The sequence below is a fragment of the Escherichia coli DSM 30083 = JCM 1649 = ATCC 11775 genome, assembly GCF_003697165.2.
In the GTDB taxonomy this organism is placed as follows: Bacteria; Pseudomonadota; Gammaproteobacteria; order Enterobacterales; family Enterobacteriaceae; genus Escherichia; species Escherichia coli.
The window spans coordinates 651,104-674,105 of the sequence record NZ_CP033092.2; the positions used below are offsets into that span (position 1 = coordinate 651,104).

Annotated in this window: 20 protein-coding genes and 1 tRNA gene; 8 read left to right on the forward strand and 13 right to left on the reverse strand. The window is 52.4% G+C overall.

What is annotated here, in order from left to right:
* Window positions 1-55 precede the first annotated feature (55 nt).
* The 3 genes from ebgC to ebgR form a co-directional block, all read right to left on the reverse strand.
* Window positions 56-505 (reverse strand): beta-galactosidase subunit beta, encoded by a 450-nt coding sequence (gene ebgC, locus EAS44_RS04000; RefSeq protein ID WP_001219954.1) that lies wholly within the window; start codon window positions 503-505, stop codon window positions 56-58.
* Window positions 502-3,594, reverse strand: a complete 3,093-nt coding sequence (gene ebgA, locus EAS44_RS04005; protein ID WP_001082822.1) for a beta-galactosidase subunit alpha — start codon at window positions 3,592-3,594, stop codon at window positions 502-504. The genes ebgC and ebgA overlap by 4 nt, the downstream gene beginning before the upstream one ends.
* A 183-nt stretch (window positions 3,595-3,777) precedes the next feature.
* Window positions 3,778-4,761, reverse strand: coding sequence for a transcriptional regulator EbgR (gene ebgR / locus EAS44_RS04010; protein ID WP_000212450.1), 984 nt, complete (start codon window positions 4,759-4,761; stop codon window positions 3,778-3,780).
* Between the two features lie 218 nt (window positions 4,762-4,979).
* Here ebgR and ygjH point away from each other — a divergent pair, with 218 nt between their 5' ends.
* On the forward strand, window positions 4,980-5,312 hold the full coding sequence (gene ygjH / locus EAS44_RS04015; RefSeq protein ID WP_000450588.1) for a tRNA-binding protein: 333 nt from the start codon (window positions 4,980-4,982) through the stop codon (window positions 5,310-5,312).
* A 41-nt stretch (window positions 5,313-5,353) separates the two neighbouring features.
* Here the strand turns inward: ygjH and ygjG are convergent, their stop codons facing one another.
* Window positions 5,354-6,733 carry a putrescine aminotransferase gene (gene ygjG, locus EAS44_RS04020; RefSeq protein WP_001297164.1) on the reverse strand — a complete coding sequence of 460 codons (1,380 nt, stop codon included), beginning with the start codon at window positions 6,731-6,733 and terminating at the stop codon, window positions 5,354-5,356.
* 417 nt (window positions 6,734-7,150) lie between these two features.
* Here ygjG and aer point away from each other — a divergent pair, with 417 nt between their 5' ends.
* Entirely contained in the window at window positions 7,151-8,671 is a 1,521-nt protein-coding gene (gene aer / locus EAS44_RS04025) for an aerotaxis sensor receptor Aer (RefSeq protein WP_000094734.1), read from the forward strand.
* Window positions 8,672-8,824: 153 nt separating this feature from the next.
* Here the strand turns inward: aer and nfeR are convergent, their stop codons facing one another.
* Window positions 8,825-9,448, reverse strand: coding sequence for a DNA-binding transcriptional regulator NfeR (gene nfeR, locus EAS44_RS04030; RefSeq protein WP_000120223.1), 624 nt, complete (start codon window positions 9,446-9,448; stop codon window positions 8,825-8,827).
* A gap of 276 nt (window positions 9,449-9,724) precedes the next feature.
* Between nfeR and nfeF the strand changes: the two genes are divergently transcribed.
* A complete protein-coding gene (nfeF, locus tag EAS44_RS04040) occupies window positions 9,725-10,489 on the forward strand; it encodes an NADPH-dependent ferric chelate reductase NfeF (RefSeq protein ID WP_001065876.1) in 765 nt (254 codons plus the stop codon).
* Window positions 10,490-10,542: 53 nt separating this feature from the next.
* Here the strand turns inward: nfeF and EAS44_RS04045 are convergent.
* Window positions 10,543-10,618, reverse strand: a tRNA-Ile gene (locus EAS44_RS04045).
* A 124-nt stretch (window positions 10,619-10,742) separates the two neighbouring features.
* On the opposite strand from EAS44_RS04045, the gene mug reads away from it, so the two are divergent.
* A complete protein-coding gene (gene mug / locus EAS44_RS04050; RefSeq protein ID WP_000228937.1) occupies window positions 10,743-11,249 on the forward strand; it encodes a G/U mismatch-specific DNA glycosylase in 507 nt (168 codons plus the stop codon).
* A 78-nt stretch (window positions 11,250-11,327) separates the two neighbouring features.
* Here the strand turns inward: mug and rpoD are convergent, their stop codons facing one another.
* The 3 genes from rpoD to rpsU form a co-directional block, all read right to left on the reverse strand.
* Complete coding sequence (gene rpoD / locus EAS44_RS04055; protein ID WP_000437380.1) at window positions 11,328-13,169, reverse strand: RNA polymerase sigma factor RpoD; 1,842 nt, start codon at window positions 13,167-13,169, stop codon at window positions 11,328-11,330.
* 194 nt (window positions 13,170-13,363) lie between these two features.
* Entirely contained in the window at window positions 13,364-15,109 is a 1,746-nt protein-coding gene (gene dnaG / locus EAS44_RS04060; protein ID WP_000918851.1) for a DNA primase, read from the reverse strand.
* 110 nt (window positions 15,110-15,219) lie between these two features.
* Window positions 15,220-15,435, reverse strand: a complete 216-nt coding sequence (gene rpsU / locus EAS44_RS04065) for a 30S ribosomal protein S21 (protein WP_001144069.1) — start codon at window positions 15,433-15,435, stop codon at window positions 15,220-15,222.
* A gap of 237 nt (window positions 15,436-15,672) precedes the next feature.
* Here rpsU and tsaD point away from each other — a divergent pair, with 237 nt between their 5' ends.
* Window positions 15,673-16,686, forward strand: coding sequence for a tRNA (adenosine(37)-N6)-threonylcarbamoyltransferase complex transferase subunit TsaD (gene tsaD, locus EAS44_RS04070; RefSeq protein ID WP_001264377.1), 1,014 nt, complete (start codon window positions 15,673-15,675; stop codon window positions 16,684-16,686).
* Between the two features lie 42 nt (window positions 16,687-16,728).
* On the opposite strand, the gene ttdT is transcribed toward tsaD, so the two are convergent.
* Genes ttdT through ttdA form a run of 3 tightly spaced genes read right to left on the reverse strand, consistent with a single transcriptional unit; the run spans window position 16,729 to window position 19,753 of the window.
* The gene (gene ttdT, locus EAS44_RS04075; protein WP_000804955.1) at window positions 16,729-18,192 is read right to left on the reverse strand and encodes an L-tartrate/succinate antiporter; all 1,464 of its coding nucleotides are present in this window, start codon (window positions 18,190-18,192) and stop codon (window positions 16,729-16,731) included.
* Between the two features lie 47 nt (window positions 18,193-18,239).
* Complete coding sequence (ttdB, locus tag EAS44_RS04080) at window positions 18,240-18,845, reverse strand: L(+)-tartrate dehydratase subunit beta (protein WP_000722957.1); 606 nt, start codon at window positions 18,843-18,845, stop codon at window positions 18,240-18,242.
* Window positions 18,842-19,753, reverse strand: coding sequence for a L(+)-tartrate dehydratase subunit alpha (ttdA, locus tag EAS44_RS04085; protein ID WP_000986807.1), 912 nt, complete (start codon window positions 19,751-19,753; stop codon window positions 18,842-18,844). Before ttdA ends, ttdB begins: the two co-directional genes overlap by 4 nt.
* Before the next feature lie 206 nt (window positions 19,754-19,959).
* Between ttdA and ttdR the strand changes: the two genes are divergently transcribed.
* On the forward strand, window positions 19,960-20,892 hold the full coding sequence (gene ttdR, locus EAS44_RS04090; protein WP_000935202.1) for an L-tartrate utilization transcriptional activator TtdR: 933 nt from the start codon (window positions 19,960-19,962) through the stop codon (window positions 20,890-20,892).
* 12 nt (window positions 20,893-20,904) lie between these two features.
* On the opposite strand, the gene plsY is transcribed toward ttdR, so the two are convergent.
* Window positions 20,905-21,522, reverse strand: a complete 618-nt coding sequence (gene plsY, locus EAS44_RS04095) for a glycerol-3-phosphate 1-O-acyltransferase PlsY (protein WP_001272796.1) — start codon at window positions 21,520-21,522, stop codon at window positions 20,905-20,907.
* A 104-nt stretch (window positions 21,523-21,626) separates the two neighbouring features.
* Here plsY and folB point away from each other — a divergent pair, with 104 nt between their 5' ends.
* Both folB and bacA read left to right on the forward strand, forming a co-directional pair.
* The gene (gene folB / locus EAS44_RS04100) at window positions 21,627-21,995 is read left to right on the forward strand and encodes a bifunctional dihydroneopterin aldolase/7,8-dihydroneopterin epimerase (RefSeq protein ID WP_001295541.1); all 369 of its coding nucleotides are present in this window, start codon (window positions 21,627-21,629) and stop codon (window positions 21,993-21,995) included.
* 90 nt (window positions 21,996-22,085) lie between these two features.
* The gene (gene bacA / locus EAS44_RS04105; protein ID WP_001305111.1) at window positions 22,086-22,907 is read left to right on the forward strand and encodes an undecaprenyl-diphosphate phosphatase; all 822 of its coding nucleotides are present in this window, start codon (window positions 22,086-22,088) and stop codon (window positions 22,905-22,907) included.
* The last annotated feature ends 95 nt before the right edge of the window (window positions 22,908-23,002 follow it).

Below are 23,002 nucleotides of genomic sequence, written 5' to 3' on the forward strand. Positions count from 1 at the left end.
CTCCGAAAATGAGTAGGGTAGCAGTGGCGGCAAACTCCTTTTGCCGCCGTAGTTGTTATTTGTTATGGAAATAACCATCTTCGATGGTGACTTTGAGAACCACTTTTTTGACCGCGTTATTGCAGATAAACCGATACGCTTCATGGATATCGCAAATAACGATTTGCCCTTCGTGGACCTCTACGGTTTCTCCGCAGCCTTTTAAATATTCACGGTCAGTTTCATCACGATAATATTCCACTACCTGTAATGTCTCTTTCGGCGCATATTCAATTTTTTGCTGCCCTTGCAGGTAGTAATGCACTTCAAAATAGCGTCGATGCCCGGTAAATAGCGCATCGGTCGCGGAGTCCGTCTCCACGCGGTAAGTCAATGAGTCACCGATGGAGTGGGCGACGCCAGGCTGAATGTTGTCGATATTTTCAATCGCTTCAACGCAGCGTTGCCACTTCTTGCCAGAGGCGTAAATCTGGCGGAACTGTTCTAAGTTATCGATGATCCTCATTGCTTATTCTCGCTGTGCAAATTCGTGGAAAAGAACCCTGCGCCGAACTCATACGACGCCAGGCTTTGCGCGGTAGCTTCTCCGCCAGAAACCGGCAGCAACGTAAAGCCGTAGCTGAAGTCACGGAACCAGACGCGCCAGGAGTCCAGCACCTCGCTGCCCCAGGAGTTAGAGCCGAGGCCAAGCAACTGGTGGTCGAGATTCAGGGTGATGTCATCACTGCGCTGAAGCTCGTTACAGTGCTGTGCAGCGTGGATGTTTTCCTGGGTATAGTGCCAGGCGCTGAAGTTAATTGGTCGCTGCGGAACCACCAGCAGACCGTTGCCGTGGCGATTAGTCAGTGCCGTCCAGCGGACATGCTGACGGTTGCCGTTGTTCTGCGGGAAGGGATAGTTCTCGAACATGGCATCGACGGTACTGCGCCAGATATCAATGATGTTAGCCTGCTGGCTGTCGGCGTAGTTTTCGCCCGGTCCACGTCCGTAATACGCCACCTGGTCGTATTCGCCGTTAATTCCCATGGTGAAACCGATGCACGGAATGATGTGCGGATAGTCGCCATAACGTTCACCGGAAAGCGCCACATTAACCTGGCCATCGGCAGCGATGCGCCAGATGTAGGTGCAGCGCATCCCGAAGTCAAACACCGGTGGGGCAATAACCGTGCGGCTGACTAGCAACACTTCATCATCACTTTGCTCAACGACAAAATCGCGCAGATGCTCCTGCATGATCTGCAAATGATTTGGCTGCCACAGCCCTTCGTACTCCTGCTTATGGTTGTCGATCATCGGCTTGAAGAAGTTGATCTTTGGCTCGCGGGTCAGCAGCGACTCGCCATTCACTTGCCAGGATGTCGGTTTACCACTCGTTTTTGAGAAGGTGATCGCAAAGTTGTAGCCGCGAACAGTACAGCTCAAACGATCGTCTTCCAGCGTCAGCGGACGGGCGTTATTCGGTGCGAAAGGTACAGGCTGCGCGGTGTTTTCCTTCAGCGGGAACTGATAAGTGGCGATAGAATGCCCGGCTTCGCTGTAGCGGGTGCGGGAATCTTTGGTCACCGTAATGTTGAGGAACGCTTCGCGGGCGTCCAGCTGCGGCAGCGTGATCTGTAAGGGGGCTTCGCTGTTCGGCGCAACGTCGCGCAGTTTAATCTGTTGCGTCGCGAGCGTTTCACCTTCGGCGCGCACCTCTGCGTGCAGGGTGTAGTCATCAAGCGTGGTAAACCACAGTTTATTTTCGACTTTCAACTCGCCGCGAGTCAGATCCAGCGCGTGGATTTTTACCGGCGCAATAACCTGTTTGTACTCTTTCAGGCCTGGTCCCGGCGTCTGATCGGAATAGATCAAACCATCAAGACAGAAGTTATAGTTGTTGGGATAGTCGCCGTAGTCGCCGCCGAATTTGTACCAGACGTTGCCGTTGTCATCCTGCGCCTGGATCCCGTGGTCGCACCATTCCCAGACATAATGTCCCTGAATGCAATCGTGCTTATAGAAGACGTTCTGGTACTCCGTCAGCCCGCCCGGTCCGTTCCCCATCGCATGAGCATATTCACAGATGATGCGCGGCTTCGGATGCGGGTATTCACCAAACTCATTCATCAGAGGCACGCGGGTGTACATGGTGGAAATAATATCGACCACTTCAGCATCGCGATCTTCTTCGTAATGCACCAGTCGCGTGTCATCCAGCGCCTTCGCCGCATGGTACATCGCGCGGATGTTACAGCCATAGCCGGATTCATTGCCCAGCGACCAGATGATGATCGACGGATGGTTTTTCTGCGCGTGAATATGGCGAACAATGCGCTCGACGTAGACTTTTTCCCACTGCGGATCGTCGGTAATACGGCTGATATCGCCGACATTAGCAAAGCCGTGCGATTCGACGTCGGTTTCCGCCATCACAAACAGGCCGTAGATATCGCACAGTTCGTAAAAACGTGGATCGTTCGGGTAGTGAGCGGTACGCACGGAGTTGATGTTGTGCTGCTTCATCAACTGGAGATCTTTCTCGACGCGATCCATCCCAACGGCGCGGCCTTTGCGATGATCGTTGTCGTGGCGGTTGACGCCATGCAGCATCACATAACGGTTATTGATCCAGAACAGACCGTCGCGCACTTTGATATCACGGAAGCCAACGCGTTGTGGCACCACTTCCAGAACGTTGCCGTCGGCGTCTTTCAGCGTCATGACCAGATGGTAAAGATAAGGGGATTCTGCTGACCATTGCTGCGGCTGTTCGACAGTAAAAGCAAAACTGGCGCTGGTCAGTTTTTCAATTGCCAAATGATCAATGGCGCTGCTGTGCACCACGTGTTCGCCATCAAACAGGGTATATTCCAGCGTCGTGACGACAGGGGAGGCGGCGAGATTTTCCAGCACCACTTCGCAGGAAAGTGTGGCATCGCAATAGGCTTCGTCAAAGTCGGTACGAACGGTGAAATCGTTAATATGCGTGAGTTGTTTTCCGATCAGATAAACATCGCGGAAAATCCCCGCCGACCACCACATATCCTGGTCTTCCACGTAGGTAGAGTCCGCCCATTGCATCACACGCACACACAACAGGTTGTCGCCGGTTTTAACCATCGCGCTGATGTCAAACTCTGCGGTCAGGCGACTGCCCTTGCTGAACCCCACATACTGACCGTTAACGTAGACTTCAAAATAGGTTTCGACGCCGTCAAATTTAATCAGCGTCTGTTTACCCTGCCAGCCGTCGCTGAGGGTGAAAATACGTTGATAGGCACCGGTTGGGTTATCGCTGGGGACAAACGGCACATCGATGGGGAACGGAAAACCTTCGTCGGTATATTGCAGTTTGCCGTGACCTTCCATTTGCCACATGGCGGGGACGGTAATATGCCCCCAGTCAGCCATTAACTCAGAGGTGAAGGCTTCTGGCACTTGCAGCGGATGGTCAAAAAAGTGGAAATTCCACTGACCGCTTAAGAGCAGAAACAGGCTGCTGGTTTCACGGGCAAAAGTACGAGCCTGCGCAACAGAATCATATGAAAAAAAGTACGCACGCGGCGCAAGTCGGTTTTCGTGGGTGAGCTGAATGTTTTCCCAGCGATTCATAGGGCCTCCCGGTAGAGAGAAATCGGAACCATTCATGGTGATGGTAGTTTGTGTAATTGCTGGGGAGTTTAGTAAAAATTTTACTAAAAAGTAGCGGATAAATGCATTTACTTTAACTGGATCACGAAAATAAACGGCAGCACTGTCCGGCAAAAACGATTGCCGGACAGCGTGCAAGGGGATTTAACGGGTCGTGCCGCGCAGTTTTAATTTGCTGGGAACGAAGACCAACAGCGGCAGCGCGCGACCATCGCGGGCTTTTTCATACACTAGGTTAACGCCCTGACTTCCCATCATTTCGGAATGGATGCGCACGGTGGAGAGCGGCGGAAAGGTAAATCGCGCGGTGGGGATATCGTTAACGCTGATAAGCGAAATATCCTGTGGGATGTTCAGGCCACGTTCATGAATTGCCCGCAGTACGCCGATAGCAATGGAATCGGAAGCAACAAACAGTGCCTTCGGATAGTCTTCCCGCGCCAGCATCTGTTTTGCCAGTTCATAGCCCGACGAACTGGAAAAACCGCCGCGCCAGATATCCTCTTCGCGTACCACGTGTTTCAGACGACCATATTCCGCAAAGGCGACCTCACGAATATCCGCCTTGCCGGGTAAGTCTTCACCGCCAATAAAACCAATACGATTAACGCCCTGATTGATATAGAAATCGATGATTTCTTTACTGATACGTGCCAGATCGATATCCACCGCATCGTAACCGCTGCCGGGTTCGTGAAAGTCGATAAAACAGATATTGTCGGTCAACGCACAGGCGGCGGCGCGCAGGGCGGACGTGGGTTTGCCGACAATTAAAATACCGGTGACGTTTTTAATGTCTGGTAAGCCGTTGTGTTCATAACAGTTGGTCAGTTCGATCGCCAGCTTTTCGCACTGAGTTTCAATGCCGTGGCGGATCGCCAGATAGTAAGGATCGTTGATCTCCAGCTCCTGTTGGTAGCTGTAGATAGCCAGAATATGGTGTTGGTTGACTGCGCCTGTCTGGAGTTTACGGGCGCTACTGGTCTTGTACTCCAGCTTTTCGGCGATCTCGAGAATGCGATGTTTCGTCTCTTCTTTCACATTCAATGTCGGATCGTCATTCAAGACCCTGGATACTGTCGCCAGGGATACGCCAGCTTCGATTGCGATGTCTTTTAGTGTTGCCATGTTTACCTTTTTTACTTTCCCTGATGTGCGCCCCCATTGTAGAGGAAGTGCTTATCGGGTCACCTGTTTTCAGTAAATAAAGCGCGTTTCTTTGACGCTGTAACGGTAACACAGCGGCTTGCGAATGTGATCACGCCTGCATTCTCCATTTTTAGCCTACAGGATTGAGAAAAATTTTTGCTATAGTTTAGTAAAATTTTACTCGAAAGGAGGAAGCAATGGAAACCGTGGCTTACGCTGATTTTGCACGTCTGGAAATGCGCGTCGGAAAGATTGTGGAAGTGAAACGCCATGAAAACGCCGACAAGCTGTACATCGTACAGGTTGATGTGGGGGAAAAAACTCTGCAAACCGTGACCAGTCTGGTGCCGTACTACAGCGAAGAAGAGCTGATGGGAAAAACAGTGGTGGTCTTATGCAATCTGCAAAAAGCGAAAATGCGCGGTGAAACGTCGGAATGCATGCTGTTGTGTGCGGAAACCGATGACGGCAGTGAAAGCGTGCTGTTAACGCCGGAGCGGATGATGCCTGCGGGCGTACGTATCGTATAAAAAGATCGGATGGCGACGTCGTATCGCCATCCGATTTGATATTACGCTTCTTCGACACTGACTCGCATGGCCGCCAGCGCCTTACGCGCCGCTTTGATCACCAGTTCACACTGTTCAATGGTCAGTGTCAGTGGCGGTTCAATGCGGATCGTTTTAGCGTTGTTGAGTGTTCCGGCCACCAGTACGCGCTGGCGGAACATCTCGCTGGCAAAGTTATAGCCGATTTCGTTATCAACAAACTCAATCGCCATCAACATCCCTTTACCACGCGCTTCCTGTACCAGATCGGGATATTCCCGCGCCAGTTGACGAAAACCGTCCAGCAACATATCGCCTTTTTGTTCAGCCTGAGCCGGTAAGTTCTGCTCCAGCAACACATTGATGGTCGCCAGCGCCGCCGCACAGGCCAGCGGGTTGCCGCCAAAGGTGGTAGTGTGCAGGAACGGATTGTCGAACAGGACAGAGAATACCTCTTCAGTGGCGATGGTTGCGCCAATCGGCATCACGCCGCCGCCGAGGGCTTTTGCCAGACAAAGGATATCCGGCTGTACGTTCTCATGCTCGCAGGCGAACATCTTGCCCGTGCGCCCCATGCCCGTTTGTACTTCATCGAGGATCATCAGTGCGCCGAACTCATCGCACAGCTTACGCACGGCGGTGAGATAGCCTGGCGGCGGCAGAATTACGCCACCTTCGCCCTGAATCGGTTCGAGGATCACCGCAGCAACATCATCACCGGTTTTTTTGCACTCGTTAAGAGCCGTGCGCATGGCTTCGATATTGCCAAACGGTACATGACGAAACCCTGGCAGCAGTGGCATAAAAGGTTTGCGGAAGGTCGATTTCGCCGTGGCCGACAGCGCGCCAAGTGATTTACCGTGGAACGCGCCGCTGGTGGCAATAAAAGTAAACTTGCCGCGCGGTGACTGATAAGCCTTCGCCAGCTTCAGCGCCGCTTCAACGGATTCGGTGCCGCTATTACAGAAGAAGCTGTATTTCAGTTTACCGGGCGTTAGCGCCGCAAGGGTTTTCGCCAGCATCGCCCGTAACGGATCAAGCAGCTCCTGGCTGTGAAGCGGTTGTTTCGCAAGTTGATTCTGTACGGCGGAAACCACAACTGGATTACGGTGCCCCACGTTGAAAATTCCAAAACCTCCCAGGCAGTCGATAAACTCCTGTCCCTGGGTGTCGACAAGCGTATTTAAACCTCCCGCTTGCCACTCTACGGCTCCGTAATCCCCGCCGGCGGTAACAGATTTGCGATACTCTAAAAACCCCGGATTGACATGCTCTTTGAAGTATTCAATCACCTCCCGGTTAAGTGCTTTCATCTCCTCATGATCCAACGTTCGCTTTTCAATGAGATTCAGGGCGTGGGCGCTGCACGCTAAAGCTGATGCGCTCGAAGGTAACCTGTTCAAAATATGCTCCGGAGGCTCGCGTATCACATGATACCGATTTAAGTATTGCAGGGATTGCGCCACTCCGGCTGCGATCGCGAAAATCGGGATAAACACAAACATGGTTATCATTTGCGCAATATTTAATGCTATTTGCTAACATTTGCTGTTATTTTGCACGGTTTTTGTCGGGTATGGATTTGATGATTGCTGCGCAAATGCACGCTTTCAGGGCAATAATTGCCTGATTTTTGGGCAAGATAATTAACGTTTTCGTATAGTAACAGAGTGAAAGTATTTTAAATCAAGGAATTAGATTTGTGCTTTAATCGCAAATTGCGATCTAAATCAAATTAATTGGTTAAAGATAACCGCAGCGGGGCCGACATAAACTCTGACAAGAAGTTAACAACCATATAACCTGCACAGGACGCGAACATGTCTTCTCATCCGTATGTCACCCAGCAAAATACCCCGCTGGCGGACGACACCACTCTGATGTCCACTACCGATCTGCAAAGCTATATCACTCATGCTAATGACACTTTTGTGCAGGTGAGCGGCTATACCTTGCAGGAGTTACAGGGTCAACCGCACAACATGGTGCGTCACCCGGATATGCCAAAAGCGGCGTTTGCGGATATGTGGTTCACCCTGAAAAAAGGGGAGCCCTGGAGCGGCATCGTGAAAAATCGCCGCAAAAATGGCGACCATTATTGGGTGCGGGCCAATGCGGTACCGATGGTGCGCGAGGGAAAAATCAGTGGCTATATGTCGATTCGTACCCGGGCGACGGATGAAGAGATCGCGGCGGTGGAGCCGCTGTACAAAGCGTTGAACGCCGGACGTACCAGTAAGCGTATTCATAAAGGCCTGGTGGTGCGTAAAGGCTGGCTGGGTAAACTGCCTTCATTACCGCTTCGCTGGCGGGCGCGTGGCGTGATGACCCTGATGTTTATCTTGCTGGCGGTCATGCTTTGGTTTGTTGCTGCCCCGGTGGTGACGTATATCCTCTGTGCGTTAGTGGTATTGTTGGCAAGCGCCTGTTTTGAATGGCAGATTGTCCGCCCGATAGAAAATGTCGCCCGTCAGGCAGTGAAGGTGGCGACCGGAGAGCGTAATAGTGTTGAGCATCTGAATCGCAGCGATGAGCTGGGGCTGACATTACGCGCGGTAGGGCAGCTTGGCCTGATGTGCCGTTGGCTAATTAACGATGTCTCAAGCCAGGTGTCCAGTGTCAGAAATGGCAGTGAGACGCTGGCGAAAGGCACCGATGAACTGAACGAACATACCCAGCAGACAGTTGATAACGTTCAGCAAACGGTGGCGACCATGAACCAAATGGCGGCGTCGGTGAAACAGAACTCTGCCACGGCGTCGGCTGCCGATAAACTTTCTATCACCGCCAGTAATGCGGCAGTGCAGGGCGGGGAGGCGATGACTACGGTGATCAAGACAATGGACGATATTGCCGACAGTACCCAGCGCATTGGCACCATTACTTCGCTGATTAACGATATTGCGTTTCAGACCAATATTCTGGCCCTGAATGCGGCGGTGGAAGCGGCGCGTGCCGGCGAACAGGGCAAAGGTTTTGCAGTGGTGGCGGGGGAAGTGCGTCATTTAGCCAGCCGCAGCGCCAATGCTGCCAACGATATTCGCAAGCTGATTGATGCCAGTGCTGATAAGGTGCAATCTGGTTCGCAGCAGGTACACGCCGCCGGACGGACGATGGAAGATATTGTGGCGCAGGTAAAAAACGTCACCCAGTTGATAGCTCAGATTAGCCATTCAACGCTGGAACAGGCCGATGGGCTTTCCAGCCTGACCCGTGCAGTGGATGAGCTTAATCTCATCACCCAGAAAAACGCCGAGTTAGTGGAAGAGAGTGCGCAGGTGTCGGCGATGGTGAAACACCGCGCCAGCCGACTGGAAGACGCGGTGACGGTGCTGCATTAATCGGTATGCCGGATCCAGCGGTTGGAGCACAATGCCTGATGCGATGCTGGCGCATCTTATCAGGCCTACGGGGTGTGTAGCGGGTGTAGGCCGGATAAGGCGCGTCAAGCGTCGCATCCGGCAATTGCACCGCGCCACTGGCGGATGCGGCGATTAATCCAGTTGCGTAATATCAAAAGCGGCGCGGTCGATCACCGCAATGATCTTTTTTATTTGTGCATCAGTGATATCGCTCTGGTTGACGCGTAAATCCAGCACCGCTTTAAAATTATCCAGCGCCCGCTTCATTTGCGGGTTCTGGCGTAGCGCCGCGCCAACGCAACGCGCTTTGATGCGTTCTTCAATCATCTCCACCTGTTCGCGGTTTTCTTCCAGCCACTGCGCGCCCTGTTCGGTCAGCGCAATCTGCTTCTTACCACCTTCCTCTTCGCGGATGGTAATCAGCGACTGCTCCTGCAGAAAATCCAGCGTCGGGTAGATGACGCCCGGGCTTGGGGTGTAATTCCCCTGGGTCAGATTTTCAATCGCTTTAATCAACTCGTAACCGTGGCTGTCATCGCGCGAGAGAATATCCAGAATCACCAGACGCAATTCACCGTGACCAAAGAAACGCTGCCGACGACCGCCGCCGCGACCGTGGCGACCACCGCAGCATTGACCGTGTTCATGCTGGTGACCGTGTCCGCAGTGCTCATGTTCTGACTTCTCACCTTTGCAGCAGCCTTCATGGCGTGGCTGGCCTTCATGTTTACAACACCCTTCGTGATGATAGCTCATATCAGCCTCCTTTTGCTTAATTAGATATATCTAATTTATATCTGATATGAGCGCTTTTGCAAGTATAAAAATGATTTTTAAACGTGAATACACCTCACATCCAGGCCGGATAATTCGTTCACGCCGCATCCAGCAGCCTTGCTACGACGCTGAATGTCTTCTCATACTTCAGATATATCAGTTCTACAAATCGCTTGCATTTATCATGATTAACAATCATTATCATTTGCGAAATTTATTTAGATATATCTGATTACTATCACGAAGGCGATAACAATGAATAACTCCCCCCGCTACCCGCAGCGCGTTCGCAATGATCTGCGCTTCCGTGAATTGACTGTGCTACGCGCTGAGCGTATTAGCGCCGGTTTTCAGCGCATTGTCCTTGGCGGCGAGGCGCTGGACGGTTTTACATCGCGCGGCTTTGACGATCACAGCAAACTCTTCTTTCCTCAATCTGATGCTCACTTTGTGCCGCCAACGGTAACGGAAGAGGGCATCGTCTGGCCGGAAGGACCACGCCCACCGTCGCGTGACTATACGCCGCTGTATGACGAACTACGCCATGAACTGGCGATTGATTTCTTTATTCACGACGGTGGCGTCGCCAGCGGCTGGGCGATGCAGGCGCAACCGGGCGATAAACTCACGGTGGCAGGTCCGCGCGGTTCGCTGGTGGTGCCAGAGGATTACGCGTATCAGCTGTATGTCTGCGATGAATCCGGAATGCCCGCACTGCGCCGCCGCCTGGAAACGTTGAGCAAACTTGCCGTTAAACCGCAAGTTAGCGCGCTGGTTAGCGTGCGGGATAACGCCTGTCAGGATTATCTCGCGCACCTTGATGGTTTTAATATCGAATGGCTGGCACATGATGAGCAGGCGGTAGATGAGCGTCTGGCGCAGATGCAAATCCCTGCCGATGATTACTTCATCTGGATAACCGGCGAAGGCAAAGTCGTTAAGAATTTAAGCCGCCGCTTTGAAGCGGAACAGTATGACCCACAGCGGGTACGTGCAGCGGCTTACTGGCACGCAAAGTAACTGATATATAAAAAGAAAAAGGCTGACGATTTCTCGTCAGCCTTTGCTATATCTGGTGGCCCCTGCTGGACTTGAACCAGCGACCAAGCGATTATGAGTCGCCTGCTCTAACCACTGAGCTAAGGGGCCATGGTAGCGGATTATAAAGTAACTCCGTGTCGCAATCCAGCCATTACCGCGCGCCTGCTGTTTTTATAAACAATGTATTTTCAATCCGTTATACTTTTCCTGGTGATGTTAGAAAGGAGTAAATATGGTTGAGGATATTTTGGCTCCAGGGTTACGGGTCGTGTTTTGCGGTATCAACCCTGGGCTTTCATCCGCCGGGACTGGTTTTCCCTTTGCTCATCCGGCAAATCGCTTCTGGAAGGTGATATATCAGGCCGGGTTTACCGACCGTCAGTTGAAGCCGCAGGAGGCACAGCATCTGCTGGATTATCGTTGTGGCGTCACCAAACTGGTAGACCGTCCAACGGTGCAAGCCAATGAAGTTTCAAAGCAAGAACTACACGCAGGCGGGCGTAAGCTGATTGAAAAAATTGAAGATTATCAGCCGCAGGCGTTGGCGATTCTGGGCAAACAAGCATATGAACAGGGATTCAGCCAGCGCGGTGCACAGTGGGGGAAACAAACTCTCACCATTGGTTCGACGCAGATTTGGGTGCTGCCAAATCCCAGCGGTTTAAGTCGCGTTTCACTGGAGAAACTGGTTGAAGCGTATCGCGAGCTGGACCAGGCGCTGGTAGTGCGTGGGCGATAAAAAACGCCACCGAAAAGGTGGCGTTTGTGCGGAGGGACTAGTGCCGGGTGCGGCGTAACACCTGATCCGGCCTACCGATTAATCGTCCAGGAAGCTACGCAGCACTTCAGAACGGCTCGGGTGACGCAGTTTGCGCAGCGCCTTCGCTTCGATCTGACGGATACGTTCGCGGGTAACGTCGAACTGTTTACCCACTTCTTCCAGCGTGTGGTCGGTGTTCATATCGATACCGAAACGCATACGCAGAACTTTCGCTTCACGCGCGGTCAGGCCAGCCAGCACGTCGTGCGTTGCCGCACGCAGGCTTTCGGTGGTCGCAGAATCCAGCGGCAGCTCGAGGGTGGTATCCTCGATGAAATCCCCCAGATGCGAATCTTCATCATCACCGATCGGCGTTTCCATGGAGATTGGCTCTTTGGCGATCTTCAGCACTTTGCGGATCTTGTCTTCCGGCATCAGCATGCGTTCAGCCAGTTCTTCCGGCGTTGGTTCACGGCCCATCTCTTGCAGCATCTGGCGAGAAATACGGTTGAGCTTGTTGATAGTCTCAATCATATGCACCGGAATACGGATGGTGCGCGCCTGATCCGCGATAGAACGGGTGATCGCCTGACGGATCCACCAGGTTGCGTAGGTGGAGAACTTGTAACCACGGCGGTATTCGAATTTATCAACCGCTTTCATCAGACCGATGTTACCTTCCTGAATCAGGTCAAGGAACTGCAAGCCACGGTTGGTGTATTTCTTAGCGATAGAAATAACCAGACGCAAGTTCGCTTCAACCATCTCTTTCTTCGCACGGCGGGCTTTCGCTTCACCGATGGACATACGACGGTTGATATCTTTAACCTGCTCGATGGTCAGGCCGGTTTCTTCTTCAATCTGCTGCAGTTTCTGCAGGGCGCGATGCACTTCTTCAGAGACATCGTGCAGTTTTTCCGACCACGGCTTGTTCATCGCAATTGCCGCGTTGAACCAGGTATCGCTGGTTTCGTTGCCGGTAAACAGGGTAATGAAGTTTTTCTTCGGCATTTTGCACTGCTCAACGCAGAGCTTCATGATCAGACGTTCTTGCGTACGAACGCGGTCCATCATGACGCGCATGCTGTTGACCAGGTAGTCAAACTGCTTCGGCACCAGGCGGAACTGTTTGAATACTTCAGACAGTTTCAGGATCTCTTCCTGAGCGGCAGCGTGACTGCGGCCTTTCGCTTTGATGGTGTCACGCGTTACAATGTACTGAGCGCGCAGTTCCGCAAATTTTTCGCGAGCCAGTTCCGGGTCGATGCTGTTGTCATCATCGGCGGTATCGTCGTCACCATCTTCTTCGTCTTCATCTTCGTCATCGTCCAGATCTTCCTGGGAAAGCTCAGAACCGACGTGAGTGGCGGTAGGTGCCAAATCTTCTTCTGCGTTCGGGTCAACAAAGCCGGTGATCAGATCGGACAGACGCGCTTCTTCTGCTTCAACACGATCGTACTGTTCCAGCAGATAGGTGATCGCTTCCGGATATTCAGCAACGGAGCATTGAACCTGGTTGATCCCGTCTTCAATACGCTTAGCGATGTCAATTTCGCCTTCGCGGGTCAACAGTTCAACGGTGCCCATTTCACGCATGTACATGCGTACCGGGTCAGTCGTGCGCCCGATTTCAGATTCCACGCTGGAAAGCACCTGCGCGGCGGCTTCGGCAGCATCTTCGTCCGCGGTGTTTTCAGCCAGCATCAGATCATCGGCATCCGGTGCTTCTTCCATCACCTGAATGCCCATGTCGTTGATCATTTGGATGATGTCTTCGATCTGATCTGAATCGACGATATCTTCCGGCAGATGGTCATTGACCTCGGCATAGGTCAGATAGCCTTGCTCCTTACCACGGGTGACAAGAAGTTTCAGCTGTGACTGCGGGTTTTGCTCCATAAGACGGTATCCACACTTATTTCATGAGGTTGGTGTTGGGCGATTGACCCGATGTCCTTCAGCCGTTAACGCTGAAATCCAACGGTTGTTTACCGCCAACGATAATTACGAGGGCGTACTTATATATTTGCCGCTGCCTCTCAGTGCGGCTGTCGGGGGCTTCCCGATCGCTCTTCGGCACTTAAGCCGTTAAATCACTTTTTCGCCAGCTCCTGGTTTAATGTCCAGAGCTCCAGGCGTTCTTCGTTGCTTAAACCATGCGTGCGCTCACGAGCGATTAACTCTTCCTGGCGTAGTTCAAGCAGCGAATCAAACATATGGTTGAGTGAGTCGGTGAAGGTTTGCTCAGCAATATTCTTATCTGCTATATCGTCCCACATCGACAGTTTTTCAAGGGTGGCAGCATTATTTGTACCACGATAGTGCTCTAAAAGTTGCCCGGTGGTCAGACCTGGCTGGGAGAGACAAGTGTTGACTAGTTCTCTGAATAAGCCAAGTCCAGGGAGCTTATTTTCATCCAGATTCTCAAGCGGCGGGACCAGCGTCGCTAATTCTGGATTTTGCACCAGCAACCCTATAAGTATACGCATGGTCGTGCGTTTTAGCTGCGGAACAGGGCGAGAAACGCCGCTCTCTGCCGCTTTTGGCATTAATCGTTCAAGCTGGCTGTCATCAAGTATGCCTAATTTGTTGCCTAATTCCTGACGTAGATATATTCGCAGCGTTTCGCCCGGCACTTGCGATATCAGTGGCAGTGCCAGCGTACTCAAACGTGCGCGCCCGTCAGGGGTACTCAGATCAACTTGCGGCATCAGACTGTTAAACAGAAATGCGGAGAGTGGCATCGCCTGCTCCATCCGCGCTTCAAACGCTTCTTTACCTTCTTTTCGTACCAGCGTGTCAGGGTCTTCGCCATCAGGCAAAAACATAAAGCGTAGCTGACGACCGTCTGTCATGTAAGGCAGCGCCGTTTCCAGCGCTCGCCAGGCGGCATCGCGGCCTGCACGGTCGCCGTCATAACAGCAAATGACATTGTTGGTCGCGCGGAACAACAGTTGTATGTGATCGGCGGTGGTTGACGTACCTAACGACGCAACGGCGTAATTAATGCCGTATTGCGCCAGCGCCACCACGTCCATATAGCCTTCGACCACAAGCAGACGATTGGGTTCAGCGTTATCCTGCTGCGCTTCATAAAGACCGTAAAGCTGGCGGCCTTTATGGAAAATGTCCGTTTCCGGCGAGTTCAGGTATTTGGGGGTATCGTTGCCCAGCACGCGTCCGCCAAAACCAATCACCCGACCGCGTTTATCACGAATGGGGAACATCACCCGCTCGCGGAAACGATCGTAACTGCGACCCTGATCGTTAGTGACCAACATGCCCGCATCAACCAATGACTGGCGATTTTCTGGATTGCCGCCAAACCGCTTCAGGACGTTGTCCCAGCCGGGGGGCGCAAAACCAATCGCAAAGCGGGCGATAACCTCGTGGCTTAATCCGCGTTTTTCCAGATACTGGCGCGCAGACGTGGCAACAGGTTGTTGTAAAGATTGTTGGTAAAACGTATTCAGACCGTCCATCAACTGATAAAGCGTTTGCCGCTGATGGCGTTCGATCTGGCTGGGGCCGCTGCCTGCTTCAAATGGCACTTCAAGATTGTGCATTGCTGCCAGCTCTTCGACCGTTTCGACGAACTCGAGCTTGTCGTAGTTCATCAGGAAGTCGATCGCGTTGCCATGCGCGCCACATCCAAAGCAGTGGTAAAACTGTTTCTCACCGTTAACGGTGAATGACGGGGTTTTCTCGTTGTGGAATGGACAACACGCGTGGAAATTCTTGCCCTGCTTTTTCAGCTTCACACGGGCATCGATCAGATCGACGATGTCAGTGCGTGCCAGCAGATCATTAATGAATACGCGTGGGATTCGTCCAGCCATAGGCCCCGATTTTTAGCAATTCATAAACGAAAATAAGCCGCGCATTCCTTTCGGAAGCACGGCCTTACAACTACAACTCGGTCTGATCGGAGAGCAACGCTCTCGGGGAATTAGTACAGACGAGTGCGGCGTGCGTTTTCGCGAGCCAGTTTCTTCGCGTGACGTTTCACTGCAGAAGCTTTAGCGCGCTTACGTTCGGTAGTCGGTTTTTCATAGAACTCACGACGACGAACTTCCGCCAGAACACCTGCTTTTTCGCAGGAACGCTTGAAGCGACGCAGAGCTACGTCGAACGGCTCGTTTTCACGTACTTTAATTACCGGCATGTGCCTCTCACCTTTGATTAATTCGGTTTGCCGCTGGCATCAACGCCAGCTTATTTCAAAATGGTGCGGAATTTTACTGCAATTGCTGCTGCTTTGTAAAGCACCGCGGCCTTTTTTGAAAGGGACTTTTATAAGGGTGAGGAGTATACACGAGGCTTTCTCCAGGGGCGAACAAAGTTTTACATCAACCCGCATTGGTCCTACACTGCGCGGTAATAAAGCGAGGTAAAACAAGTCATGCGTGTACTGGGTATTGAAACTTCCTGCGATGAAACCGGCATCGCCATTTACGACGATGAAAAAGGTTTGTTAGCCAACCAATTGTATAGTCAGGTGAAATTGCACGCTGACTACGGCGGCGTCGTGCCTGAACTGGCCTCCCGCGATCACGTGCGTAAAACCGTACCGTTGATCCAGGAGGCGCTAAAGGAGTCTGGTTTAACGGCAAAAGACATTGATGCTGTGGCCTATACCGCAGGCCCAGGATTAGTCGGCGCACTGCTGGTTGGCGCGACCGTGGGGCGTTCTCTGGCGTTTGCCTGGGACGTTCCGGCAATCCCGGTACATCATATGGAAGGACATCTGTTAGCGCCGATGCTGGAAGATAACCCACCGGAATTTCCGTTTGTCGCGCTGCTGGTTTCCGGCGGTCATACGCAGTTAATCAGCGTGACTGGCATTGGTCAGTACGAGCTGCTCGGAGAGTCTATCGATGATGCGGCTGGTGAAGCGTTTGATAAAACCGCGAAGCTGCTGGGGCTGGATTATCCTGGCGGGCCATTACTGTCGAAAATGGCGGCTCAGGGTACTGCCGGGCGCTTTGTCTTCCCGCGCCCGATGACCGACCGTCCGGGGCTGGATTTCAGCTTTTCTGGTCTGAAAACCTTCGCGGCAAATACCATACGTGACAACGGCACTGACGATCAGACGCGTGCCGATATCGCCCGCGCCTTTGAAGATGCAGTGGTCGATACGTTGATGATTAAGTGTAAGCGAGCACTGGATCAGACGGGCTTTAAGCGACTGGTCATGGCAGGCGGCGTGAGTGCTAACCGCACACTGCGGGCGAAGCTGGCTGAAATGATGAAAAAGCGTCGTGGCGAAGTGTTCTACGCGCGTCCGGAATTTTGCACTGATAACGGTGCGATGATCGCCTATGCCGGAATGGTGCGGTTTAAAGCAGGCGCGACGGCGGATCTCGGCGTTAGCGTGCGTCCGCGCTGGCCGCTGGCAGAGTTACCGGCCGCGTAAAACTATTAGGTGCCGGAGAGCAATTTCCGGCACCGTCCTCACTTAAAGCAACACCATGGGCATCCACAGTAAGCCGGTAATCACCAGCAACACGAGGAATATCAGCCCAAAAATTGCCCCCAGTCGCCAGTAATCCACCGTTGGCAGATAACCACTACCGTAGTAAATCGGACTGGGTCCGGTGGCGTATGGTGTAAGAATGCTCCCCAGACCAATTGCCGCACCAACCATCAGGCAGAACACCGGCAGCGGGATTTCCGGCATCGCCAGCGCGGCGGCAATCATCATCGGTGCGAGAGCGGAGGTATACGCTGTGGCGCTGGCAAAAAAGTAGCGCAGCAGATAAAAGACCACAATCAACGCCACCATCACTATCGTTGGCGAATAACCGCTTAAGCTGCCTGCTAACAGTTTGCCAAACCAGCTAATAAAACCGGTGTTGTTGAGTCCGGTAGCGAGGGTGATAAGCGAGGCCAGCCAGAAGAAAACGTTCCACGCCGCTTTATTACTGACAATGTCGTCCCAGCAGATAATGCGCAGAAGCAGCATCAGCGCCACCACGCTGTAACCGACCATCGCGGCATCGATATAATCACCGCCAAAAATCCACAGCACCAGTGCGCCTACCATCAGCCCCAGCATCCGTTTTTCACGCGAACAGAGCGGGCCCATTGCCTGCAGTTCCGTCTCTGCCCAGCGCGGCACCTGATCGCCAGACTTCAGTATCGGCGGGTACAGCACGTAAGCCAGCCAGGGAACCAGCAGAACCAGTAAAATACTGAGCGGCAACATCCCGAGGAACCAGTCGCCCCAGCTCAGCGTGGCGTTAGATGCGCTTTTCATCAGTCCAATTAACAGCAAATTTGGAGCCATCGCCGTCAGGAAAATGGCGCTGGTCACGCAATCGGCAACAATCCCCATCCACATGATGTACGAGCCAATGCTGCGCGAACTGCTGTCGTTTGGTTGTGATTGATAGAGCGGTGGCAGGTTACGGATGATGGGATAGATAATCCCCGCACCACGCGCCGAGTTGGACGGTGTTACAGGCGCGAGTATCAGCTCGGAGAACATCACTGCATAGCCGAGAAACAGCGTGCGATGCCCCATTTTTTTCACCAGAATCAGAGCGATGCGACGTCCAAGCCCGGTTTTTTCATAGCCCGTACCAAACATAAAGGCGGCGAAAATAAGCCAGATAACTGAATTAGAAAAACCAGAAACCGCCCAGGAGAGGGATTTGGCGGTGAACTTAAAACCTGGCTGGGCGAGCTGCTCCGGGCTAAACAGCAGCCACGGCGAAAGAATGGCGATGATGGATATACCCACCATCGCCACCACGGCACCCGGCACGGGTTCGAGGATCAGTCCAACGATCACGCCAGTAAAAACGGCAAAGTAGAGCCAGGTATGACTCTCCAGCCCTGCGGGAAGCGGAAGTAGAGCAATAATGGCGATGACCGCCAGCGGCGCAAGGTATCGCCACCATTCAGTGGAAGGTTTCATCGTGTTATGCCTGAGAAAAAGGAGAGGGGCGAGCCTCTCCGGGAGGGTTATTTGATGTAGTGGACGTGCTCGCAGATCTCTTCCACGATGGGATCGCGGCGTTCGGCGAACAGCTTTTTGTTTTCGGCTATCAGGTTGTTGCCGTGGGTATCTATAGAGACAATCAGCGGGCCAAACTCTTTGACCCGGCAGACCCACAGCGACTCTGGCATCCCGAGTTCTGTCCAGTGTACCTCTTCAATCTCTTCCACTTGAGTTGCCGCCAGTACCGCACAGCCAGCCGGGAAAATCACATGCAGCGCCTTGAATTTCTGGCAGCCTTCTTCGGTCAGCGGCCCCATTCCGCCTTTGCCGACCACCAGTTTCACGCCGGTCTGCTCGATAAATTCACGTTCAAAACTTTCCATACGCATACTGGTTGTCGGGCCGACGGACACCATCTCCCATTTGTCGCCGTTTTTGCGCACGATGGGGCCAGCGTGGAAAATCGCTTTGCCGTTGAGATCGTAAGGGATCGGACGTTTCAGTTCGATCAATCGGCGGTGACAAACGTCACGGCAGGTCACCAGCGTACCGGTCAGGTAGATCACATCGCCGACGCGAATATCTTGCAGATCTTCAGCTTTGATCGGGGTTGTCAGGATCTTTTTCATAACGCGCTCCGGGTATGAGACAGATTTTCAAAGGTGAGATCGGCATGAACTCGCAGTGTGCCGCGACGATGCGCCCAGCAGCCGGTAGAAACAGCAACGCCGATGGTTGACGGATGGCGAGCGGCAGATTCGATATGCACGCCCATCACTGAACTGTTGCCAGTCAGCCCTTGTGGACCAATCCCCAGACGGTTGAGTCCTTCTTCCAGGCGTAGCTCCAGCTCTGCCGCTTTTGGATTGGGATGGCGGCTGCCAATCGGGCGCAAAATGGCTTTACGCGAGAGCACTGCGGCGGTTTCCACCGAGGTAGCGATGCCAACGCCCACAAGTACCGGCGGACAGGCGTTTACGGCGAGGGTGGAGATATTTTCGAAGACGAATTTCACTACGCCTTCGTAGCCTTCTGACGGCATTAACACTTTCGATCGGCCAGGTAGCGTGCAGCCGCCGCCTGCCATGTAAACTTCGATTTCCGCATCGTCACCGTCGGGGACGATATCCCAGGTGACCCACGGTACGCCACTGCCGGTATTTTTGCCGGTGTTTACTTCGTCAAAAATTTCTACCGCATTGTGACGCAGTGGCGCTTTGACGGTTGCCTCTTCCACGGCTTGTTTGAGTATGCTTTGCAGCTCGCCAAGCAGTGGGAAACGGGAACCGACCTTAACAAAAAACATGATTTCGCCGGTGTCCTGACAGGCAGGACGATTCAGGTCGATCGCTTTTTGCATGTTATCGAACATCGTGTGGTAGATGATTTTTCCCATCGACGATGTTTCGGCATCCTTTAGCTGTTTTAGTTTATCCACCACGTCATCAGGCATTCGGGTAGAAATCATGGCGGTAAAGTTAGCGACAATCTCCGTCAACTTATTCACTGCCTGTTGCTTATTACTTTCGCTCATCATGGCAACTCCAGTTTATGTATTTGTCTGGAAAAATTCACCGCCACAAACTACCACTAAAAATGTGGTTTTATATTTTTTGCCACCGTGAATATGTAATTAACAGTTCGTGAATCAACGCGAAAATAAGAACGAATATTGCGCCAGAGCAGGGAATGGTAATGTTTTGCGAAATACACTGCGTTTATCAAAACTGCGGATATTTAACAATGCTAAATAGCTGGCCTTTAGCCAAAGACTTGCAGGTACTGGTGGAAATCGTCCATAGCGGGAGTTTTAGTGCTGCAGCGGCGACGCTTGGGCAAACGCCTGCATTTGTCACCAAGCGGATCCAAATCCTTGAAAATACGCTGGCAACAACTCTGCTGAACCGCTCCGCTCGCGGCGTGGCGCTGACTGAAAGTGGCCAGCGTTGTTACGAACATGCGCTGGAAATCCTCACCCAATATCAGCGACTGGTCGATGACGTCACGCAAATCAAAACGCGCCCGGAGGGGATGATCCGCATTGGTTGCAGTTTTGGTTTTGGGCGCAGCCATATTGCGCCAGCTATTACCGAACTGATGCGCAATTATCCTGAGTTACAGGTGCATTTTGAATTGTTCGATCGACAAATTGATTTAGTGCAGGATAATATTGATCTGGATATTCGTATTAATGACGCAATTCCTGATTATTATATTGCGCATCTTTTGACAAAAAATAAAAGAATATTATGCGCAGCACCTGAGTATCTGCAAAAATATCCGCAGCCACAATCCTTACAGGAATTAAGTCGTCATGACTGCCTGGTGACCAAAGAGCGCGATATGACCCACGGAATATGGGAGTTGGGGAACGGTCAGGAGAAAAAATCGGTGAAGGTAAGCGGACATCTTTCCTCCAATAGCGGCGAGATTGTGCTGCAATGGGCGCTGGAGGGCAAAGGGATTATGCTGCGTTCCGAGTGGGATGTGTTGCCGTTTCTGGAGAGTGGCAAACTGGTGCGAGTATTGCCGGAGTATGCACAAAGCGCCAATATCTGGGCTGTTTACCGGGAGCCGCTCTATCGCAGCATGAAATTACGTGTCTGTGTGGAATTTCTGGCGGCATGGTGCCAGCAACGGCTGGGCAAGCCCGACGAAGGCTATCAGGTCATGTAGATCCACCAGAAATCACTCGGGATCCTTTTCGCGCTTTCTTTTGAATTTCGTCCAGATTTTTGTCTCCTGACGACGCCACAGACGCTGGATGTTGTCATGATGACGCAGCAGGATCAGGCAAGAGAGCATCGAAACCGGGAAGGTGAATTGTGGCTTAAACCACCAGACATAAAACGGAGCAATCAGTGCACTGACAATCGCTCCCAGCGACGAGTAACCACTCAATAGCACGGTCAGTAACCAGGTTCCCGCCATTACTCCAGTGAGATCCCAGCCAATGGGTGCGATGGCACCAAAAGCGGTAGCAACGCCTTTTCCTCCTTTAAAACCGAAGAAAACGGGCCAGATGTGTCCAAGACAGGCGGCGATGGCAATTAAGCCTAGCCAGAAGGGGCTGACACCTAATTCATACGCGCCCCAGACGGGCAACATTCCTTTCAGAACGTCGAAAATCAGTACTGCTACGGCTGCTCCCTTGCCACCGATACGTAACACATTGGTTGCGCCTGGATTGCCGGAGCCGCTGGTTCGCGGATCGGGCAACCCACACAAGCGGCAAACCAGAATGGCACTGGAAATGGAGCCGCAGAGGTACGCGATGAGGATCATTCCAGGCGCGATTGCACTCATAAGCTGTTCCGTTTTGAAAATTCGTGTTCAACGATGAATCTGTGGATAATACGCACATTTCGCCGGAAGTGGTATCCGGTTAGCCAAAAAGCAGGCAGGACGTGATGGATATTGTATTTATAGAGCAACTTTCGGTAATCACCACTATTGGTGTTTACGACTGGGAACAGACCATCGAACAGAAGTTAGTGTTCGATATCGAAATGGCGTGGGATAACCGTAAAGCGGCGAAAAGTGATGATGTGGCGGATTGCCTCAGTTACGCTGACATTGCAGAAACGGTGGTCAGCCACGTCGAGGGAGCGCGTTTTGCGCTGGTGGAACGCGTGGCTGAAGAGGTGGCGGAGCTGCTGTTAGCACGCTTCAACTCGCCGTGGGTGCGTATCAAACTCAGCAAGCCAGGCGCAGTGGCGCGGGCGGCGAATGTTGGCGTAATCATTGAGCGTGGCAATAATCTGAAAGAAAATAATTAATTTTACAGCTGTTAAACCAAACGATTATAACCTGGTCATACTGCAGTAGTTCGGACAAGCGTTACATTTTTATAATTTAGGGGTTTATTGATGAGCGATATGCACTCGCTGCTGATAGCGGCAATATTGGGTGTGGTCGAAGGATTGACAGAATTTCTGCCGGTATCCAGCACGGGCCATATGATTATTGTCGGTCACTTGTTGGGGTTTGAGGGCGACACGGCGAAAACCTTTGAAGTCGTGATCCAGTTAGGATCAATTCTGGCGGTAGTAGTGATGTTCTGGCGGCGTCTGTTTGGCCTGATTGGCATCCACTTTGGTCGCCCGTTGCAGCACGAAGGAGAAAGCAAAGGTCGTTTAACGCTGATCCACATCTTGCTGGGGATGATTCCGGCGGTGGTACTGGGGCTGTTGTTCCACGACACGATTAAATCATTGTTTAACCCGATAAATGTCATGTATGCACTGGTCGTTGGCGGTCTGTTGCTGATTGCCGCCGAATGCCTGAAGCCGAAAGAGCCGCGTGCGCCGGGTCTTGATGATATGACCTATCGTCAGGCGTTTATGATTGGCTGTTTCCAGTGTCTGGCGCTGTGGCCGGGTTTCTCCCGTTCCGGGGCGACCATTTCAGGTGGGATGCTGATGGGGGTGAGCCGTTACGCTGCTTCCGAGTTCTCGTTCCTGCTGGCGGTGCCGATGATGATGGGCGCAACGGCGCTCGATCTCTACAAAAGCTGGGGCTTCCTGACTACCGGCGATATCCCGATGTTTGCCGTTGGGTTTATCACCGCTTTTGTGGTGGCGCTGATAGCGATTAAAACCTTCCTGCAATTGATTAAGCGCATTTCGTTTATCCCGTTCGCCATTTATCGCTTTATTGTGGCGGCTGCGGTGTACGTTGTGTTCTTTTGATGTGAAGAACAGTGTCGGATATGATGCTGACGCGTCTTATCAGATTGCGTAGGCCGGATAAGGCGTTCACGCCGCATCCGGCAATCAACGCCTGA

What these genes read in the sequence shown, in the direction of transcription:
- ebgC (WP_001219954.1), bottom strand. Translation starts at nt 505, where the DNA reads ATGAGGATCATCGATAACTTAGAACAGTTCCGCCAGATTTACGCCTCT.
- ebgA (WP_001082822.1), bottom strand. Translation starts at nt 3,594, where the DNA reads ATGAATCGCTGGGAAAACATTCAGCTCACCCACGAAAACCGACTTGCG.
- ebgR (WP_000212450.1), bottom strand. Translation starts at nt 4,761, where the DNA reads ATGGCAACACTAAAAGACATCGCAATCGAAGCTGGCGTATCCCTGGCG.
- ygjH (WP_000450588.1), top strand. Translation starts at nt 4,980, where the DNA reads ATGGAAACCGTGGCTTACGCTGATTTTGCACGTCTGGAAATGCGCGTC.
- aer (WP_000094734.1), top strand. Translation starts at nt 7,151, where the DNA reads ATGTCTTCTCATCCGTATGTCACCCAGCAAAATACCCCGCTGGCGGAC.
- nfeR (WP_000120223.1), bottom strand. Translation starts at nt 9,448, where the DNA reads ATGAGCTATCATCACGAAGGGTGTTGTAAACATGAAGGCCAGCCACGC.
- nfeF (WP_001065876.1), top strand. Translation starts at nt 9,725, where the DNA reads ATGAATAACTCCCCCCGCTACCCGCAGCGCGTTCGCAATGATCTGCGC.
- mug (WP_000228937.1), top strand. Translation starts at nt 10,743, where the DNA reads ATGGTTGAGGATATTTTGGCTCCAGGGTTACGGGTCGTGTTTTGCGGT.
- rpoD (WP_000437380.1), bottom strand. Translation starts at nt 13,169, where the DNA reads ATGGAGCAAAACCCGCAGTCACAGCTGAAACTTCTTGTCACCCGTGGT.
- dnaG (WP_000918851.1), bottom strand. Translation starts at nt 15,109, where the DNA reads ATGGCTGGACGAATCCCACGCGTATTCATTAATGATCTGCTGGCACGC.
- rpsU (WP_001144069.1), bottom strand. Translation starts at nt 15,435, where the DNA reads ATGCCGGTAATTAAAGTACGTGAAAACGAGCCGTTCGACGTAGCTCTG.
- tsaD (WP_001264377.1), top strand. Translation starts at nt 15,673, where the DNA reads ATGCGTGTACTGGGTATTGAAACTTCCTGCGATGAAACCGGCATCGCC.
- ttdT (WP_000804955.1), bottom strand. Translation starts at nt 18,192, where the DNA reads ATGAAACCTTCCACTGAATGGTGGCGATACCTTGCGCCGCTGGCGGTC.
- ttdB (WP_000722957.1), bottom strand. Translation starts at nt 18,845, where the DNA reads ATGAAAAAGATCCTGACAACCCCGATCAAAGCTGAAGATCTGCAAGAT.
- ttdA (WP_000986807.1), bottom strand. Translation starts at nt 19,753, where the DNA reads ATGATGAGCGAAAGTAATAAGCAACAGGCAGTGAATAAGTTGACGGAG.
- ttdR (WP_000935202.1), top strand. Translation starts at nt 19,960, where the DNA reads ATGCTAAATAGCTGGCCTTTAGCCAAAGACTTGCAGGTACTGGTGGAA.
- plsY (WP_001272796.1), bottom strand. Translation starts at nt 21,522, where the DNA reads ATGAGTGCAATCGCGCCTGGAATGATCCTCATCGCGTACCTCTGCGGC.
- folB (WP_001295541.1), top strand. Translation starts at nt 21,627, where the DNA reads ATGGATATTGTATTTATAGAGCAACTTTCGGTAATCACCACTATTGGT.
- bacA (WP_001305111.1), top strand. Translation starts at nt 22,086, where the DNA reads ATGAGCGATATGCACTCGCTGCTGATAGCGGCAATATTGGGTGTGGTC.